Source organism: Bdellovibrio sp. BIS2, assembly GCF_055398295.1.
In genome coordinates this window covers 3,612,874-3,628,922 of record NZ_AP035879.1, presented here as the reverse complement: position 1 = coordinate 3,628,922, position 16,049 = coordinate 3,612,874, and the positions used below count along the sequence as shown (strand labels likewise).

The 16,049-nt window shown below is 51.4% G+C and carries 19 protein-coding genes; 10 read left to right on the top strand and 9 right to left on the bottom strand.

What is annotated here, in order from left to right; translation table 11 throughout:
* Positions 1–38 precede the first annotated feature (38 nt).
* Positions 39–962 carry a PLL family lectin gene (locus ACZ520_RS17275; protein WP_088563952.1) on the top strand — a complete coding sequence of 308 codons (924 nt, stop codon included), beginning with the start codon at positions 39–41 and terminating at the stop codon, positions 960–962.
* A 37-nt stretch (positions 963–999) separates the two neighbouring features.
* Here the strand turns inward: ACZ520_RS17275 and ACZ520_RS17270 are convergent, their stop codons facing one another.
* Complete coding sequence (locus tag ACZ520_RS17270) at positions 1,000–2,544, bottom strand: AbgT family transporter (RefSeq protein WP_464126735.1); 1,545 nt, start codon at positions 2,542–2,544, stop codon at positions 1,000–1,002.
* Between the two features lie 80 nt (positions 2,545–2,624).
* Between ACZ520_RS17270 and ACZ520_RS17265 the strand changes: the two genes are divergently transcribed.
* The 4 genes from ACZ520_RS17265 to ACZ520_RS17250 all read left to right on the top strand — a co-directional run bounded on the left by ACZ520_RS17265 (position 2,625) and on the right by ACZ520_RS17250 (position 4,870).
* Positions 2,625–2,984: an MGMT family protein gene (locus tag ACZ520_RS17265; RefSeq protein ID WP_088563954.1), complete on the top strand. Its 360-nt coding sequence runs from the start codon at positions 2,625–2,627 to the stop codon at positions 2,982–2,984.
* A gap of 240 nt (positions 2,985–3,224) precedes the next feature.
* On the top strand, positions 3,225–3,911 hold the full coding sequence (locus tag ACZ520_RS17260) for a hypothetical protein (protein WP_232468969.1): 687 nt from the start codon (positions 3,225–3,227) through the stop codon (positions 3,909–3,911).
* A 3-nt stretch (positions 3,912–3,914) separates the two neighbouring features.
* The gene (locus tag ACZ520_RS17255; RefSeq protein WP_464126732.1) at positions 3,915–4,349 is read left to right on the top strand and encodes a hypothetical protein; all 435 of its coding nucleotides are present in this window, start codon (positions 3,915–3,917) and stop codon (positions 4,347–4,349) included.
* A gap of 158 nt (positions 4,350–4,507) precedes the next feature.
* The gene (locus ACZ520_RS17250; RefSeq protein WP_374034269.1) at positions 4,508–4,870 is read left to right on the top strand and encodes a hypothetical protein; all 363 of its coding nucleotides are present in this window, start codon (positions 4,508–4,510) and stop codon (positions 4,868–4,870) included.
* Between the two features lie 65 nt (positions 4,871–4,935).
* Here the strand turns inward: ACZ520_RS17250 and ACZ520_RS17245 are convergent, their stop codons facing one another.
* Positions 4,936–5,583: a L,D-transpeptidase gene (locus tag ACZ520_RS17245; protein ID WP_232468970.1), complete on the bottom strand. Its 648-nt coding sequence runs from the start codon at positions 5,581–5,583 to the stop codon at positions 4,936–4,938.
* A 235-nt stretch (positions 5,584–5,818) separates the two neighbouring features.
* A complete protein-coding gene (locus tag ACZ520_RS17240; RefSeq protein ID WP_416479830.1) occupies positions 5,819–6,325 on the bottom strand; it encodes a DUF1993 domain-containing protein in 507 nt (168 codons plus the stop codon).
* Between the two features lie 103 nt (positions 6,326–6,428).
* Between ACZ520_RS17240 and ACZ520_RS17235 the strand changes: the two genes are divergently transcribed.
* Entirely contained in the window at positions 6,429–7,157 is a 729-nt protein-coding gene (locus ACZ520_RS17235) for a tRNA-uridine aminocarboxypropyltransferase (protein WP_464126730.1), read from the top strand.
* Here ACZ520_RS17235 and ACZ520_RS17230 read toward each other — a convergent pair.
* Complete coding sequence (locus tag ACZ520_RS17230; protein WP_088563959.1) at positions 7,154–8,749, bottom strand: ABC-F family ATP-binding cassette domain-containing protein; 1,596 nt, start codon at positions 8,747–8,749, stop codon at positions 7,154–7,156. The genes ACZ520_RS17235 and ACZ520_RS17230 overlap by 4 nt on opposite strands.
* Before the next feature lie 180 nt (positions 8,750–8,929).
* On the opposite strand from ACZ520_RS17230, the gene ACZ520_RS17225 reads away from it, so the two are divergent.
* Positions 8,930–9,652, top strand: coding sequence for a DUF4097 family beta strand repeat-containing protein (locus ACZ520_RS17225; protein WP_232468972.1), 723 nt, complete (start codon positions 8,930–8,932; stop codon positions 9,650–9,652).
* Positions 9,653–9,658: 6 nt separating this feature from the next.
* Positions 9,659–10,321, top strand: a complete 663-nt coding sequence (locus ACZ520_RS17220; protein WP_417868108.1) for an SRPBCC family protein — start codon at positions 9,659–9,661, stop codon at positions 10,319–10,321.
* On the opposite strand, the gene ACZ520_RS17215 is transcribed toward ACZ520_RS17220, so the two are convergent.
* Entirely contained in the window at positions 10,318–12,072 is a 1,755-nt protein-coding gene (locus ACZ520_RS17215; RefSeq protein ID WP_464126728.1) for a hypothetical protein, read from the bottom strand. The two genes, ACZ520_RS17220 and ACZ520_RS17215, sit on opposite strands and share 4 nt — an antisense overlap.
* A 115-nt stretch (positions 12,073–12,187) precedes the next feature.
* Positions 12,188–12,706 (bottom strand): asparaginase domain-containing protein, encoded by a 519-nt coding sequence (locus tag ACZ520_RS17210; RefSeq protein WP_374034261.1) that lies wholly within the window; start codon positions 12,704–12,706, stop codon positions 12,188–12,190.
* Positions 12,707–12,812: 106 nt separating this feature from the next.
* On the opposite strand from ACZ520_RS17210, the gene ACZ520_RS17205 reads away from it, so the two are divergent.
* A complete protein-coding gene (locus tag ACZ520_RS17205; protein WP_088563963.1) occupies positions 12,813–13,238 on the top strand; it encodes a VOC family protein in 426 nt (141 codons plus the stop codon).
* A gap of 13 nt (positions 13,239–13,251) precedes the next feature.
* On the opposite strand, the gene ACZ520_RS17200 is transcribed toward ACZ520_RS17205, so the two are convergent.
* The 3 genes from ACZ520_RS17200 to ACZ520_RS17190 form a co-directional block, all read right to left on the bottom strand.
* Positions 13,252–13,731, bottom strand: coding sequence for a GreA/GreB family elongation factor (locus ACZ520_RS17200; protein WP_088563964.1), 480 nt, complete (start codon positions 13,729–13,731; stop codon positions 13,252–13,254).
* A gap of 105 nt (positions 13,732–13,836) precedes the next feature.
* Positions 13,837–14,328 (bottom strand): Hsp20/alpha crystallin family protein, encoded by a 492-nt coding sequence (locus ACZ520_RS17195; RefSeq protein ID WP_088563965.1) that lies wholly within the window; start codon positions 14,326–14,328, stop codon positions 13,837–13,839.
* A complete protein-coding gene (locus tag ACZ520_RS17190; protein WP_374031423.1) occupies positions 14,328–14,504 on the bottom strand; it encodes a hypothetical protein in 177 nt (58 codons plus the stop codon). Before ACZ520_RS17190 ends, ACZ520_RS17195 begins: the two co-directional genes overlap by 1 nt.
* Positions 14,505–14,681: 177 nt before the next feature.
* On the opposite strand from ACZ520_RS17190, the gene ACZ520_RS17185 reads away from it, so the two are divergent.
* Positions 14,682–16,046 (top strand): NAD(P)H-binding protein, encoded by a 1,365-nt coding sequence (locus ACZ520_RS17185; RefSeq protein WP_464126724.1) that lies wholly within the window; start codon positions 14,682–14,684, stop codon positions 16,044–16,046.
* Positions 16,047–16,049 lie beyond the last annotated feature (3 nt).

Genomic DNA, 16,049 nt, shown 5'->3' with positions numbered 1-16,049 from the left:
AAAGAATTTTCACCAACGCAGGATTCAAGGAGGATGATATGCGTTTCTCGAAGTTAATTCTGACTTTGTTTTTAGTCACAGCCACATCACTGACAGCAAAAGGCTTCGTGATGACAGATGCGCAATACGCGCCCCTGCACGATGACCCACAACCCCCGGGATGGTCCGCCTGGACAAGCGTTGGCGGGGTGGGCACTTCAGATCCCGCCAGTTGCTCCCGCAGCAACTTCCGCACGGATCTGTTCGTGCGTGGTACAGACAATGCTCTTTGGTATCGTCACTGGAACGGATCCAGTTGGGGTTCTTGGACGTCGCTGGGGGGTTTCCTGACGTCTTCACCCGCGGCGGCTTGCTGGGGCCCCAACCGCATTGATGTCTTCGTGCGTGGCGGAGACAACGCTCTTTGGCAGCGCACGTTCCGTCACGGAGTGTGGCAACCGTGGGTGTCGCTTGGTGGCTTTCTGACTTCGGGCCCAGCCGCAGCCACGTGGTCGGGGGGACGTCTTGATGTATTCGTTCGCGGTGGTGACAATGCCCTCTGGCATAAGTGGTTCACTGGGGGAGCTTGGTCTGGCTGGGAGTCGCTGGGAGGAGTGCTGACGTCAGATCCTGCTGCGGTCTCTTGGTCCAGCGGACGGATTGATGTGTTTGTGCGAGGAACAGACAACGCCCTTTGGCACATCTGGTACTGGGGAGGCTGGTCCGGATGGGAATCCCTGGGCGGAGTTTTAACTTCGTCACCGGGGGTTTCATCATGGGGTAATGGCCGTCTTGATGTGTATGTACGGGGAACTGACAATGCCCTCTGGCACAAGTGGTACAGCGGCGGCTGGTCCGCTTGGGAATCTTTAGGAGGCGTTTTAACCTCCGGGCCGGATGCCACATCATCTGCGCGAAATCGAACGCTGGTGTTTGTAAAAGGCACGGACAACGCGATTTGGTATCGATCGTGGAAACAGTAGAAATAAAAAAGCCGGGTTTTTAGACCCGGCTTTTTCTTTATTGTCCTGGCATCACATAGAGCAGATTTGCTCCCGGTCCCAGTGGCAGCTTCAGGCCGATCCACGCAAACAGCAACAACGACCAGAAGATCGTAAAGGCGATCGAGTACGGCAGCATCAGGGCGATCAAAGTTCCCAGGCGTGCTTTGGGCTCATACTTGTTCGCAAATGCCAGAATCAGCGGGAAGTACGGCATCAATGGCGAGATAATATTCACGACGGAATCCGCCACACGGTAAGAAGCTTGCGTTAGTTCCGGCGCAATTCCCAGCAGCATGAACATCGGCACAAACACCGGAGCCATCAGGGCCCATTTCGCCGAAGCACTTCCCAGGAACAGATCCACCACGCAAGTCAGAATGATGAAGCCAATCATCAGCGGGATGGCACTTAAGTTCATATCCTTCAGAAGTTCAGAGCCCTTCACCGCCAGAATCAATCCAACGTTCGAGGAGTTGAACAAAGCAATAAACTGCGCGGCAAAGAAGACCATGACCAGATACGGAGCCATCGTTGCCATGGCGTCTTGCATGGCGCTGGTGACGTCAGTTTGGGATTTGAAGGTTTTTGCCGCAAAGCCATAGACCACACCAGTGGAGGCGGCAAGGAAGAACACCATCGGGATGATGCCCTTTAAAAACGGCGAATCCAACAAAGAGCCATTGGCAGGATTTCTTAAGAAGCCAGTTTCAGGGACTGTGCCCCACAAAACCAGCAGAGCGAAGATCGCAAACACAACGCCGGCCCACAGCAGACCCTTTCTTTCGTAGGCATTCAAAGGCTCTGGAGCCGTGCGCTCGGCTGCACCTTTGTATTCACCCAAAAACGGCAGCGTGATCTTTTTGGCCACAAGAGTTCCCACACCAATGATGAGCACAGAGGAAACTGACATAAAGTACCAGTTTACCACCGGAGTGACGGTGTAAGCAGGATCGATGATTCGCGCGGCTTCCTGAGAAAGACCTGAAAGCACAGTGTCGGCCACACTCAGCATGAAGTTGGCTGCAAAACCCCCAGACACCCCGGCAAAACAAATTGCCAGACCAGCCAGAGGGTTCAGACCCGCACTATGAAAGGCCATCGCTGAAAGGGGAATCAACAGCACATAGCCGATGTCTCCGGCGGTGTGGGACATGATTCCGGCCAACAGCACTGCGGGCACCAGAAGCTGACGCGGGGCCTTGATCACCAGCAGGCGCAGCAAAGCGCCCAGCAATCCACTTTTTTCTGTCAGACTGAAACCCAGCATCGCCACCAGCACCGTTCCTAGGGGAGCAAAGCCGGTGAAGTTTTTCAGCATGTCAGTCAGAACCATGTGCAGGCCCGATACGGAAAGAAGGTTCACCGCAGTGATGCTTTCTTTTTTGACCGGATGAATGGCCTCAACGCCCAAACCACTGATGACCGCCGACAGCAGAACCACCAGAATTGTTAATAACAGGAACATCAAAGCCGGTTGTGGCAGGGCGTTCCCCGCGCGTTCGACCTTTAGCAGAAAGCGATACAACGGTCCGGACTCTACAGTATTATCAGTACTCGACATGTGAAAATTTCCCCCTCAGGCGAATATCTTTTAATATTTGTAAGTACTTGTCACATATTAAAGACAAAGTAAGATGAGTTATGAGCGAAGTATTTTCAGAGAAGGTTCTTAAACTGATCAAAAAGATCCCGGCAGGGAAAGTGGCCACCTATGGCCAGATTGCGGCCTTGGCGGGAAAGCCTCAGGGATCCCGTGCAGTGGCGTGGTTGCTGCACTCGTGTTCGGAAAGTCATGATCTTCCCTGGCAGCGGGTGTTGAACTCGAAAGGAAAGATTTCATTTCCGCCGGGGACGAAGTCCTATCGGCAGCAGAAAAAGCTTTTGGTTTCCGAGGGCGTGCGCTTCGGCGAGGGTGACGTGATCGAGATGTCGCTTTTTCAGTGGAAGAAAAAACCGGTATCTGCGAAAGTTTCTGCCAAGAAGCCACGGATGTTTTCGTAGTAAGTTATTTCGGAGTATCCTCGCAAAATCCGCTCTGGTAGCGGGTTTTCAGTTTGTTTGTTTGCGCCTCTTTGGTCTTAATTAGGTCTGGAAACTGGGCTAAGGGTCTTTTCAGTTACAGCGCTGTTAACTAAGACTCAGGCAATGACAAAATACACAAACTTAAAAAGTGTCTTAAAGTCCTCGAATGAAAGTAAATTTCCCATTCGGTTTTTGCTGGTCTTGGCGGGTTTTTCCCTCGTGGTAGGATGTGCTGGTGCCTCTGGAGATGGGGAATGGGCTTCTGGAAATCCCGACAGCGCTCAAGGAGGCGTAACACCAGAGCCGGAAGTCCCAGAAGTCACGACACCACCATTGGCGGGGTTGTATTTTTCTTTCAAACCCGGCACCCAGACGCTGGCCTATGGCTTGGGTAAAACCTGGGATGGCTGTGACAAAGAAGCGATCGTTCGTGGCGGTTATGACAGCGACACGAAATGTGGTAACGGCACGGTGTTGCCTGCGTATGCTGAACATTTGAATAAACACTTTTTTGGCTGCGTGGAAAAAGGTTCTTTGGCGGCGGGGTATTCTCAACCGGACCGGGTGTTCATCCGTCACTGGGGAACTTATGTGAATCGCAACGCAAGAAATTCAAGCAGTCTCAGCATGCATGCCTATGCCCGTGCGATTGATATCGTGAAGTTTATTATTTATGACCGCACCGGCAAAGCAACCTCTGTCAGCACTCATGTGCGGGACTTTAAAGGGACGACGGCAAAGTTTTATAATGCCTTCCGCCAGTGCTGGAAGGACACGATGCCGTCGAAGTGTCGACCGGGGCAGCGGGAATACAGTGGATCAATTGGTATTCCTGGGTCAGAACTGGGCGGGAACAGTTTGCACAACGACCATATTCATCTCTCATTTCCATTCTGTGCGGGGTAACTTATGAAAAAAATGATTTATACTTGGATGACTTTAATGGGGATCTCTTTGACGGCTATGGCGGCCACAGATGTGGTGGGCGAAAAGACTGTGGATCTTAAAGGGGGCGGCCAGGCCATGGTCACGACTCGCAAAGTCGGCGACAAGCTGGGTAAACCCTATACCATGGAGCTTCGCGTGAACTGCCACGGCGGACGTATCGCATGGCAGGAGCTTCCGGTGAAGGATCAGGAGTCCGTCTGTGACGTGAAACCCCAATCGGCGAAACTGTCTGAAGATGGTAAAAACATCGTGGTTTTGATTCGGGAGACAGATGCTGATGAATTCAACCGTCTTTCCAAGCAGACTCCGGCTGGAATCCTGGGCGAAGTGGAGCCGCAGTGTAAAAAAGAGGCGGCCGAGTTCAAGTTCCCGGTGGAAAGTTATTGTTTGCGCTAGTTCCAGTCGAATCTGCCCCGAAGCTGTGATAGTTTGGGGGCATGAGTTCAACTTGTTGTGTATGCCAAAAACCTAAAGCCACGCTTCAGTGTGGCTGTTGCAAAGAAGCGGTCTGTAAGAACTGTGCGCAGTTTCTGGAAGAGGGCCGCTTTTCCTTTATGACCAAGGTTCCGGAAATGCTTTCTCACGGAGCTTACTGCACCCCTTGTTTTGATTTCAAAGTGATGCCTGAAGTGGATGCCTACGATGCGGATGTAAAGGCCGCGCGTAACATCGCGGTCTTTTTCAAGGATCAATCCAAAGAGACTCGTCTGATGAAACGCACTGAAAAGCCGTTTAAGATTGTGGACTGCGAGGATCGTGACGAGACTTTGCTGCGACTGGCGTATTTTGCGGTTCAGGCGAAGTTTAATGCGATCATCGATGTGGAAATCACCTCCAGGAAAGTTCGCAATGGCGCTTATCAGACTCATCTTTGGAGTGGTACGGCCATTCCCACGAACTACACGGCCCGCCGTTAGGAAATGCATAGCCCCGTCCTGGTTTGAACGGGGCCCTTGCCCGGAACGCTCCATCACAACGTGCTCTATTGAACTGTAATCCACACATTGGCTTTGCCATAACTTCGCACCAGACGGTTGAAGACGTATCCGTTGTCCGGGTGCATGCGTATGCAACCGTGCGAAGCGCGCGTTCCTAACTTAGACCAGTTGCCCTGAGGGGTGCCATGCAGGGCAAATCCTCCGGTGATAAAGACGGCGTAAGGCATGTTACCCAGTCCCTTATAATCGCCACCGGGAAACTTGCTGGAGCTGTAGCGGTCATAAATGCGGCCGTTGGGGTGTCTGTCAAAGTTGGGCGTTCCATAGCCGGCCATGCCGGTGGATACCAGCCATGATCCTCGCAGTGAACCGTTCACATACAAGTACATTCGCTGACTGGATTTCACCACCTGTGCCCAGACCGCACAGGTATTGCGAGTGCAGCCACCAAAGATGTTGACCAGTTCATCAAGATAAGTTTCTGGAAGATGAGCCGATTGTCCGGTTTCTTCTTCATAAATTTTATCGAATTGTTCCAGCACTTGTTCGATGTTTGGGTCAAAGGGGTTGATCTCGTCGATCACTGTGGGACTGCGTTTTTGCATTGTTTCGGTGGGCTCTGCCTGGGCAGTATTCACTGTCAAAAACAGCAGAGCAGCGATGGCTCCTGTTATTTGTTGTAGAGTTCTCATGCCACACCTCATTGGTTAGAGAGTTGGGATTTGTCCTCATTGTACTTTGTGGGGGCAAAAAATTGGTAATTTCCGTACAAGCATGGACGGATGACAGAGATATTTTCAGAGAGACAGACAGACGAAGGGAACCTTCATGCAAGTTCAGAAAGAGAACGACACAGAGGTCTGGTGTGAAGGATGGGGACAGAATGTGAGCATGTTGAATCTCTTCAACATGCTCATTAGCAGCCGGCTAGGACTTAAATGGCAAAGCGCCCAGGAAGTCTTTTTTACCAATCTCGACGCCATTGTGACGAAGGATGGAATAAGCTGTGGTGACATGGAAATAGATGTTCGGAATCGCGTGATGCAAAACATACTCTTCGCCAGTCAGATATTTTCCTTCCCAGCGCGGTTGGCTGATGTGCTTTTTATCTGCACCCTCAAAGTCCTTGGCGGAGACGGACTCAAGGAAGGCAATCGTGCTTTCAATGCGCGTCTTTAGTTCCGGTAAAGTTTTTTCCGTGTCGGGGTGGGAAGGCGCTTCTTTGCCTGTCAGGCGAGCCACACCCAGTTTCGCCGTGTCACAGGCGATCTGAATCTGACGAGTCAGCGGGAACTGATCCGGCGCCAGGCGGGAGTTCAGCAGAACCTCGACGTCAAACTTTTTTGTCTCGGCCAGGTGGGCGCCTTTGTCCAGAATGGCAGAAAGATTTTTAAGGGTTTTGATAAAAGGGGGAACAGTCATTTCGTAAAGCATGGAGACCTCCGGTGAACAGTGCAGAAGAATTAGAGCAGAGGCTTTTCCCAGTGACAAGTTTCCTGTGCAGGTTAGACTCAAGTTTGAAACGGGAGTCAGGCGTTTGGATTTAAAGCAGTACCAGGAGCGTAAAACACAGCAGCAGAGCGGTCCTGCCATGAGACCCCTGTGTTATTCCTGTCTGCAGCCCGGAAAAGCCTGCTATTGCCATGCCATTCAAAGATTTGATCCTGGAATCAGCTTTGTCCTGTTGATTCATCCCATTGAAGTGCGCCGGCGCATTGCCACCGGGCGTATGACGTCGCTATGTCTGGATAATTCTCATCTTATTTCAGGTCAGGACTTCAGTGAAAATTCCCAGGTGAATGCGCTGATCAAGGACCCGGCAAATCACTGTGTGATTTTGTATCCGGGGCCGGATTCCAGTGACCTGTCGGTGATGAATCAGACGGCGCGCAACAGCCTGGTGCCGGATGGAAAAAGGCTGACGGTGTTTGTGATTGATGGCACCTGGGCCACGGCAAAAAAGATGATGCGTGAAAGCCGCAACCTGCACGCGCTTCCCAAGATCTGTTTTTCCCCTGATAAGCCCTCGGGCTTTCGCGTGCGCAAGCAGCCCAGGGAATTGTGTTATTCCACCATCGAGGCCGTTCATCAGACGATTGATCTTTTAGGTGGGGCGTTGGGTTTGGATCTGACCCGGCGTCCGCATGACAACCTGCTGGACGTCTTTGATCTGATGGTGGAGCGTCAGTTGCTTCACCTGCGCCATGCGGAAGAAATTCACGGGCCTTTCAATTCACGTGATCTCAAGGCCCGTCACAGTCGTTAGTGAGTCACTTGCTTGGAAGCCAGGTACTCTTCGTAAGTGATGTGATTGTCGTAAACCACACCCTGATCGATTTCGATAATTCTGTTGGCCACGGTTTGAATCAGCTCATGGTCATGGGAGGTGAAGATCACTGTTCCCTTGAAACGGCTCAAGCCTTCATTGACCGCCGTGATGCTTTCGAGATCCAGGTGATTCGTGGGTCCATCCAGAATCAGAATGTTCGCACCTGACAGCATCAGTTTAGAGAACATGCAGCGAACCTTTTCGCCCCCGGAAAGAACCTTCGGCTGTTTCAGTGCATCGGTGCCGCCGAAAAGCATTTTCCCCAGGAATCCGCGCAGGAAGGTTTCGTCTTTTTCCGTGGAGTACGGGCGCAACCAGTCCACCAGGGTTTCCTCATCACCATTGAAATAGCGGGAGTTGTCTGTCGGGAAGTAGCCGACGGAGGTTGTGATACCCCAGTTGTAAGTTCCGGAATCCGCCTGCATTTCACCGGCGATGATTTCCAAAAGCAGGGTCTTTGCCAGGTCATTGCGGCCCAGAAGTGCGACCTTGTCGCCTTTTTTTAAAGTGAAGCTGAGGTTTTTAAGCAGCGTTTCGCCTTCCCATGTTTTGGTCAGCTTATCCACGACCAGAACGTCGTTCCCCAGTTCGCGCTTGATATCAAAACCGATAAACGGTTTTTTACGGGAAGAAGCCGGCAGATCGACGAACTCGAGCTTTTCCAGTTGTTTCTGACGGGAGGAAGCCTGACGGGATTTCGAGGCGTTGGCGCTGAAACGGGCGATGAAGGCTTTCAGCTCTTCAGCCTTGTCAGAGCTTTTTTTGTTCTGATCTTCGCGCAGGCGCTGATTCAGCTCGCTGGCTTGTCTCCAGAAGTCATAGTTGCCGGTATAAGTGGTCACTTTGCCAAAGTCGATATCGGCAATGTGAGAGCAGACTTTGTTCAGGAAATGACGATCGTGCGAAATAACGATGACGGTGTTTTCAAAGTTCAGCAGGAACTCTTCCAGCCACTGGATCGCATAGATGTCCAGGTGATTCGTCGGCTCATCCAGCAAAAGAATGTCCGGGCGCCCAAACAGAGCCTGCGCCAGAAGGACCTTTACTTTTTCGCCGCCATTAAGCTCTTTCATCAGCTTGCCGTGCATCTCTTCCGGAATTGCCAGGCCGGCCAGCATCACGGCCGCTTCGGATTCAGCCTCCCAGCCGTTAAGTTCTGCGAACTCAGTCTCAAGTTCGGAAGCGCGCACGCCGTCAGCCTCAGAAAAATCCGGTTTTGCGTAAAGAGCGTCTTTTTCTTCCATCACCTTGTACAGGCGCTCGTTCCCCATAAGAACGGTCTTAAGCACCGGGTACTCATCATAGGCATAGTGATCCTGTTTCAGGATAGAAAGGCGCTGATCCGCGCCGATGATCACTTCGCCGGTGTTGGGTTCGATTTCTTTGGAAAGGATTTTCAGGAATGTCGATTTTCCAGCCCCGTTGGCGCCAATCAGGCCATAGCAGTTGCCGGGGGTGAATTTGACGTTCACTTCTTCGAAGAGTTTTTTGCCGCCAAAACGCAGACTTACATTATTCGTGCTGATCATCGGAAGGGTCCTTTTGAAAGCTGTTTTTTTACGTGTTTCAGGCGGGAAACGCAACCCTTTCCGGGGCCGAAGCCCGCCCTTGGAAAAATCTCCCGGTGAAAAAGGCTGGCCGTGTGCTCTGGGCTTGAAAATAGGGGGGCTTGGCGGCTTAATAAATGAATTATGTTTGTAGGAGGACTTATGAAGTTTGCAGCATTGTTGGCCCTGTTTATCAGTCCCTTGGCTTTGGCCGCCGAGACCGAAGTGAAAGAGTTTGATGCGAAAACCATTCACAGTTTCGATATCGAGAACCTGAACGGAAATATCAAAATTGAGGGGGGTCACGAGGAGAAGATCGTGATCACGGCTGAAAAGACCGATTTCACCAAATCCTGCCGTCTGGAAATCAAACAAAAAGGCGCGGACCTGGATGTGAAAGTTTCCCGCAAAGGCGTATTCAAAAAGTCGGACTGCACCACCCATTTTACCGTCCTTTTGCCAAAAGTGATTGAGCTGGAATTGAAATCGGGCTCGGGCAATATCGCCATCACCGGCACTAAAGGGGATATCGACTTTAAAATCGGCAACGGCCAGGTGACGATTGATGCCGACGTTCACGAACTGGATGGTTCAGCGGGGAATGCGGATATCAATGTGAAGTCCCTGACCGGTAAAACCGAGCTGAAAATGGGCTCAGGCACGGTGAAGGCCGCTTATGCCGCTTTGCCTGCCACGGGTGAGTTTGAAATCAAATCCGGCAGCGGGAATGTGGAGCTGACTTTGCCAGCCGATGCCAAGATTCAGACAAGCTTCATCTCTGTTGGCGGAAAAATGACCAACGAAGTGGGCGACACGCCGAATGCGGGATTCAAAGTGAAACTGAAATCGGGCGCCGCCAACCTGCATATCAAGAAGGCGCTTTAATCAGCCATGGCCAAAAAAGCACCCGTCGTTATCGAGGTTTTAAACAAGGTCACAGCCGCATCCGTGGAAAAACACACGGGCAAAAACTGGGATCAGTGGATCAAAATTCTGAATGAGCAGGGTGCAAAAAATCTTTCCCACAAAGAGATCGTGGCTTTGCTGGGAAAGAGGACTTTCAAGATGAAAGAGTGGTGGCGCCAGATTGTGACTTCGGGTTACGAGGTTCATATTGGCCGCCGTCAGGAAGGCCGCAATCAAAAAGGTGAACTGTCGGCCACGGTCAGCCGAACTTTCTATATCAGTGCCGACAAACTTTGGAAGCTTCTGGAATCCGCCGAAGGCCAGGCCGTCTGGTTAAAGCCATTGTCGCACTTCAAGTTCAAGGCCAAGAATGTTTTTGAAACCGAGGACGGTTATTTTGGGGAAATCCGCACGATGAAAGAGGGGGAACGCCTGCGCATGAGCTGGCAGGATCCCGAGTGGCACAAGCCCACGATTGTGCAGGTCTATGTGATGGGCCGGGAAGAGAACAAATCCATGCTGGCCTTCATGCATGACGGCATCAAAGACACCCGTTCCAAAGCGGCAATTCGAGAGCGCTGGAATGAAGCCGTAAACGCCCTGTCAGAGATGACGCCCGCGGCCCCAGTCAGAAAAAAGAAATCCTAACGAACAGTCACGTTCGTGCGATCCGTAATATATTTCAGCAGTGTTTCACGACTGATGCCGCGTTCTTTCAACGGGCCCTGGGTGCTGATGTGCCCGGTTTCTTTGATCCAGCTTTTCACGGTTGAAAGTGTCGATTTGGAAGTCGGAACAAATCCCGCCGCCAAATCCAGGCAGATCCCCCGGGCCGCGCCGGCCTTGGGTGAATAGTCGTGGGATACAAAGATCCCGTTGTAGCGCCATTTGTTGTCGCGATCGATGTCAGGATAGACTTTACGGTTTAATTGCGCCCACACATCGCAGTACTCGGCATTGTTCATGTCCGAGCGCAACTGATAAGCAAAAGTCTGCACGGAATCCAGAATCCAGTCCGTCAATTCCGGCTGCAGGGCCGTTGCCAATTCGGAGCGCAGCTTTGTAAATTTCAAGGTACTGACACGAAGTTTTGGATCGAACAGGGACTGGGGCACCAAGTCCGGATAGCGGGATCCGTTTTGTTTCGCCCAGATTTGCGTCGCTTCATAGTTCACGCAGGAATCAAAGAATGACACCGGCATATGACCCAGCAAAGTCTGATAGAAAGGCTGACGGCACGCTTTCAGCACGCGGTCTTTGTCGGTGTTGGTCAGGCCGTCGTCGCGGTCGATCTCTTTTTGGAATTTTTTTGAAACGCCGGTGTCACCGCAGTTTTTACTGGAGGTGTATTCCTGTCCGTCGTGCACCAGATACTTGATCAGGTTGTATTTTTCTGCGGATTTTTTCTTCAGCAGATTCGGATTAAAGCGGTAGGCCGTCACGCTTTCGGCGAAATCTTCAAAAGGGTTCGATTCGCCATAGCGGGAAACGAAAGGGTGACCCTGGAGGGCTTTCTTCTTTTCAACTTCAAAGCCGCCGGCTTTGGATTCTTTCCAGTTGCTCAGTTCCAGCCATGTCACGGAACGATCATAGTCTGAAAACTGATTGTCCGAATGGTTGTGGGCGATTTCGTGATAAAGCGTGTACTGACGCATGATCGAGGACTGTTCAGACCAGGAATCGAAAAGTTCGATTGAGGCATTGGCCAGAACTTTCCCGCCGTCATTGCCGTAAGAGGCCCGGGTGTAGCCGCGTTTGAACTTGATCAGTTGTTTGTTGAATCCAAATGGCAGTTGGTCCGGTTTCACCAGTTCGAAAGTGCGAATGACATCGGCGATCTCGCCAGCGGTGAAAAGGGAGGCGCTGGTAAATGAATAAGGCGAGGTGTTCACATCGAACCTGTCCATCAGGTAAAGCATCTGCGGACCAACATCTGCGCCGAAAATCTTTTGAGCCGCGCAAAGAGCCTTGTCACAGCCGGGCCCGATTTTAAACTCTTTCTGAAAGTCCTTGATCACTTTTTCCGGAGTCGCGCTTTCGCGTCCCAAAGTCAGCAGACGACTGAAGGCCAGAACCAGATGGGGGCGTTCATTGTTCAGGACAACCCCCGCAACCTCGTGGGTGCCGGCTTCATAGCCGTCTTCGACGGGAAGATTTTTATAGTAGCGCTGAATTTCTTCGGTGGTGACGGGCAGCTTTAAACGGCACACAGCGGACTTGACCTGGCGTTCGTTGGCGGCCCACCAGTCAAGTTCTTCAGCGGCTGGCGTTCGTTTGTGGGGAGGAAGAGGCACGACCTTGTCTGTCAGGAGTGAACTTTCATTCACCGGTGTTTTGGTCAGATGAGTGCATGCGGAAAGTACAAAAACGGCTGCCAAAATCAGGCGGGATAAAAACAAGCGTAACTCCTCAGAAGTAGATCCAATATTGTCTTTTCGGAGAAGGTCCGAAGGGCTTAACAGCGCCCTTCAGAAATCTCAAATTAACACAGGACTTTCAGAGAGGAATTCGCGATTAGAAACTTTCGAAGGTGCCTTTTTCGCGATTCTTGCGAACCTGAGGCACATTGAACACCTGGTTGTGGAAGGAAATGTAGAATCCCGGTTGCAGAAGTTTAGCTGACAGCAGGGCTTCGGTGACATTTTGAGCGGCATCGCTGTCGTCAAAACCCATTGGGATCATGGCGCCAGTGAAGACCACCGGAACTTTCGGTGTGCCGATTTCTTTAAAGCAGTGTTCGGCAGAAATGTGCATGGTGTCGGTTCCATGCAGAACGACGATCGGGCTTCCACGCTGCATTTGATCTTTGACCGTGGCAGAAATCAGGGCGCGGTCCTCATCTGTCATGTACAGGGAGTCTTTGCTCAGCAGGGGATACACCATGATATTGGTGTACGGCAGACGCATCTTGGAAAGAATGCGGTTTTTAATGCTGGTGCCTCTGTTTTCCAGAGATCCATCGAACTCATTATAAGTTTTTTCGATGGTGCCACCGGTGGTGATAATGATGACGTCTTGAATAGCTGTGCCCATGGTCCGAGATCCTATGTCAACTTTCGGAGGCTGGCAAGAAAAGCAAGAAAGCGGATGCTCGCGGAAAAGGCCCTGTGTTAGCATCTGAGTGCAAGCGAGGTGGATTATGGAAGCACGACTGACGATGATCACGCTGGGCGTTCAAAACCTGGCAGTGTCCCGCGAATTCTATGAAAAGGGACTGAAGTGGCCCGTTTCATCAGCAAGCAATGAAAACGTGGTCTTCCTGCGCACCGGCGGAGTGGTTTTGGCGCTGTTTCCTTCCGAGGAGCTGGCAAAAGACGCCGGTGTCGACCCGCAGGGCAGTGGCTTCCGGGATTTCACCATCGCGCACAATGTGAACAGCAAAGAGGAAGTGGCCAGAGTGCTGGCACAGGCTGAAAAAGCCGGAGGCCGCATAATTAAACCTGCCCAGGATGTGTTCTGGGGAGGTCATAGTGGATACTTTGAAGATCCGGATCGTTTCCTGTGGGAAGTGGCGTGGAATCCCATGGCGCCACTGAACGAAAAAGGCGAGATGCAACTGCCTTAGGGCGCCTGCCGTCCTACCAGATATTGATAATGTCGTATTCGCGAATCTGAGGGCCGTTTTCGACAACGGCCACGCCGCCGACCTTCTGATCCAGAAGTGCTTCGCCCAAAGGGCTGTTCGGTGTGACCACCTGAATGTTCTTTCCTTCAAACTGCACATTGACGCCGCCGCCTTTGGCAAGAATGAAGAAGAAGCTGGTTTTGCCGTTATGCTCAACTTCGATGACCGCCGAAGACGAAATGCCGTCGTTGGGTCCGAAGTCACGCACCGACAGGTGTTTTAGCAGCAACAAAACCTCTTCAATGTCGGCAATGCGCTTGGCTTGTCCACGCGCCAGATAAGAAGCCTCAAGGCCACGGGTGTCGTATTCGTTTTCAGCTTTGCTTTCTTCATTGGTGGCCGCATCGATAGTGGCTTTAACAGCCTCTTTAAGAGCAGTCATGTCCGCGACAAGTTGTGTGCGAATGGCTTCAATCAGTTTCTTTTTATCCAAGGGACACCTCTGTCGTCAGTATCGTCTTTTGTGTGGACACAGGCAATCGATAAAATAGAAGAGGGCTTGACGGGGAATCAAGCCCTCTGAGGGAAGGAAGAAGGATTAGTGGGAGGAAGATGCGGACTTGTTGTCTTCGGCTGCAGAGCTTTTGGCTGCTAACAGCTTGTCGAAGAAACCCCCTTTTTGAGTTTGAATTTCAATTCTTTGGGCTTTCGCCACCGGAGCTTTCGGCAGATAAATGCTGAGAACTCCGTCTTCGTGATGGGCTTCAATTTTTGCGCCATCGACGGTGTCGGGAACGGTGAAGCTGCGACTGAAAGTGCTTAACACTTTTTCATCACGCTTTCGTTCGCCTGAGATGGTCAGAAGATTTCCGTTCATCTCGATTTGAATGTTTTCTTTTTTGAATCCAGGCAGATCAACACTCAGTAAGTAATGATCTTCGGATTCGGCCACTTCACATGTGGGTTTAAATAGACGCTCCTGATTCTCGGTGAAGGGGACCGCTGCAAGATTTTCAAACATACGATCCATCTCTTCAAAGATATTGGATGTCATTCTGCGAGTGGGCCAATAAGGTGTAATCAGTCTCATTATAAACCTCCTTTGCAGGTTTCGTTCTTACACTCTAACGATGTGGTGGCTTGTGCGACTGTCAAGTTGGGGGGATCAAAAATTTTTGCGCCAACCACAACCAAAGCTGTCAGATAAAGTGCAATCAGAAGTTCTTTAATAAGATGTTTTATTGAAAAAGAATCGGTTCGTCTCATGACCAACAACCTCCTTTCGTGGGTCAAAAAGAGGAACTTCAAATCAGTTTGTTGCCATAAATCTGGGTCCGATATTTTTGTTGTCAAGCTGCGTGCAAGTGCTTGTTATTTGTCAATAATTTTAGGACTCTGGATGAACGTGTTAGGATGGATCTATCTGTGAGGTCGAATGTGAAGGTGGCAATTGCCGGAGCCAGCGGTTTTGTTGGCAAAGCCCTGATCCAGGAACTGCAAGGACATCATGAAATCGTTGCGCTCAGCCGGTCCAGTAAAAAGGATTCGGCTGCTGGCATCGAGTGGCGGTCCTGTGATCTGTTCAGTCTGCTGGATGCGGAAAAAGCTTTGGAGGGCTGTGATGCCGCCGTTTATCTGGTGCATTCCATGCGTCCTTCAGCGCAACTGACTCAAGGGACCTTTGAAGACTTCGATCTGATCGTCGCTGATAATTTTGTGCGTGCGGCGGAAAAGTGCGGAGTAAAAAGAATCTTTTATCTGGGGGGCATGTGCCCTGAAAACACGGATGAAATGTCCCGCCATCTGCGCAGTCGGCAAGAGGTCGAAGGTGTTTTCAAAACCAGTCGCATTCCCGCAACCATTCTGCGTGCGGCAGTGATCCTGGGCCCGGAGGGCTCTTCATTTCATATTATGACTCGTTTGGTTGCCCGGCTGCCGGTTATGGTCTGTCCGAAGTGGACCAGCACGCAGAGCCAGCCCGTGGCTTTAAAAGATGTGGTGCGCAGTCTGCGCCACTGTCTGGAAACCGCGGAAACCCAGAATCATATCTATGATATTGGTGGCCCTGATGTGATCAGCTATCTGGATATGATGAAAATGATTGCGCGCATGCAGGGACTAAAACGCACGCTGCTGCCGGTTCCGCTTTTAAGCCCCAAACTTTCGACGTTGTGGGTGTGTCTGGTGACCGGAGCACCCAAGGCTCTGGTCGCGCCGCTGGTCGAAGGCTTGCGGTCCACGCTTTTGGTCAGCGACAAACGTCGGCTGGAAATTCCCGGATACCGGTTCATGCCGGTGGACGAGGCGTTACAGCAGGCTTTGGCGGATTTCACGGAAAAGAAAACACCGTTGGCTTTTCAGAAAAGTCCTTTGGGAAGTTACGAGGTGCGTTCGGTCCAGCGATTGTTGATTCCCGAAGGGGTGACTGCTGACGAAGTGGCTCACGCGTACATGGAGTTCTTGCCCAGTATGCGCCCGGGTCTTATGAAGGTTGAAGTCAACGGACGCTGGGTGAATTTCTGCTGGAGCTTTCCGTATGTGCGGCTTTTGATTCTGGAGTATTCGCCGGAAAGAAGCTGGTCCCATCGTCAGTTGTTCTATGTGCGGGGTGGTCTGCTGGCGCAAAAAACCGTGCGTGGACGTTTGGAGTTTCGTGAAACTCTGGGAGGCAAGGCGGTGATCGCCGCCATTCATGAGTTTAAACCCCGCATGCCGTGGTTTCTGTATCGCTGGACTCAGGCGCTGTTTCACATCTGGGTTATGCGTCAGTTCGGACTTTACTTGAATCGGCCCAAGTCTGCGCGGTAGTCT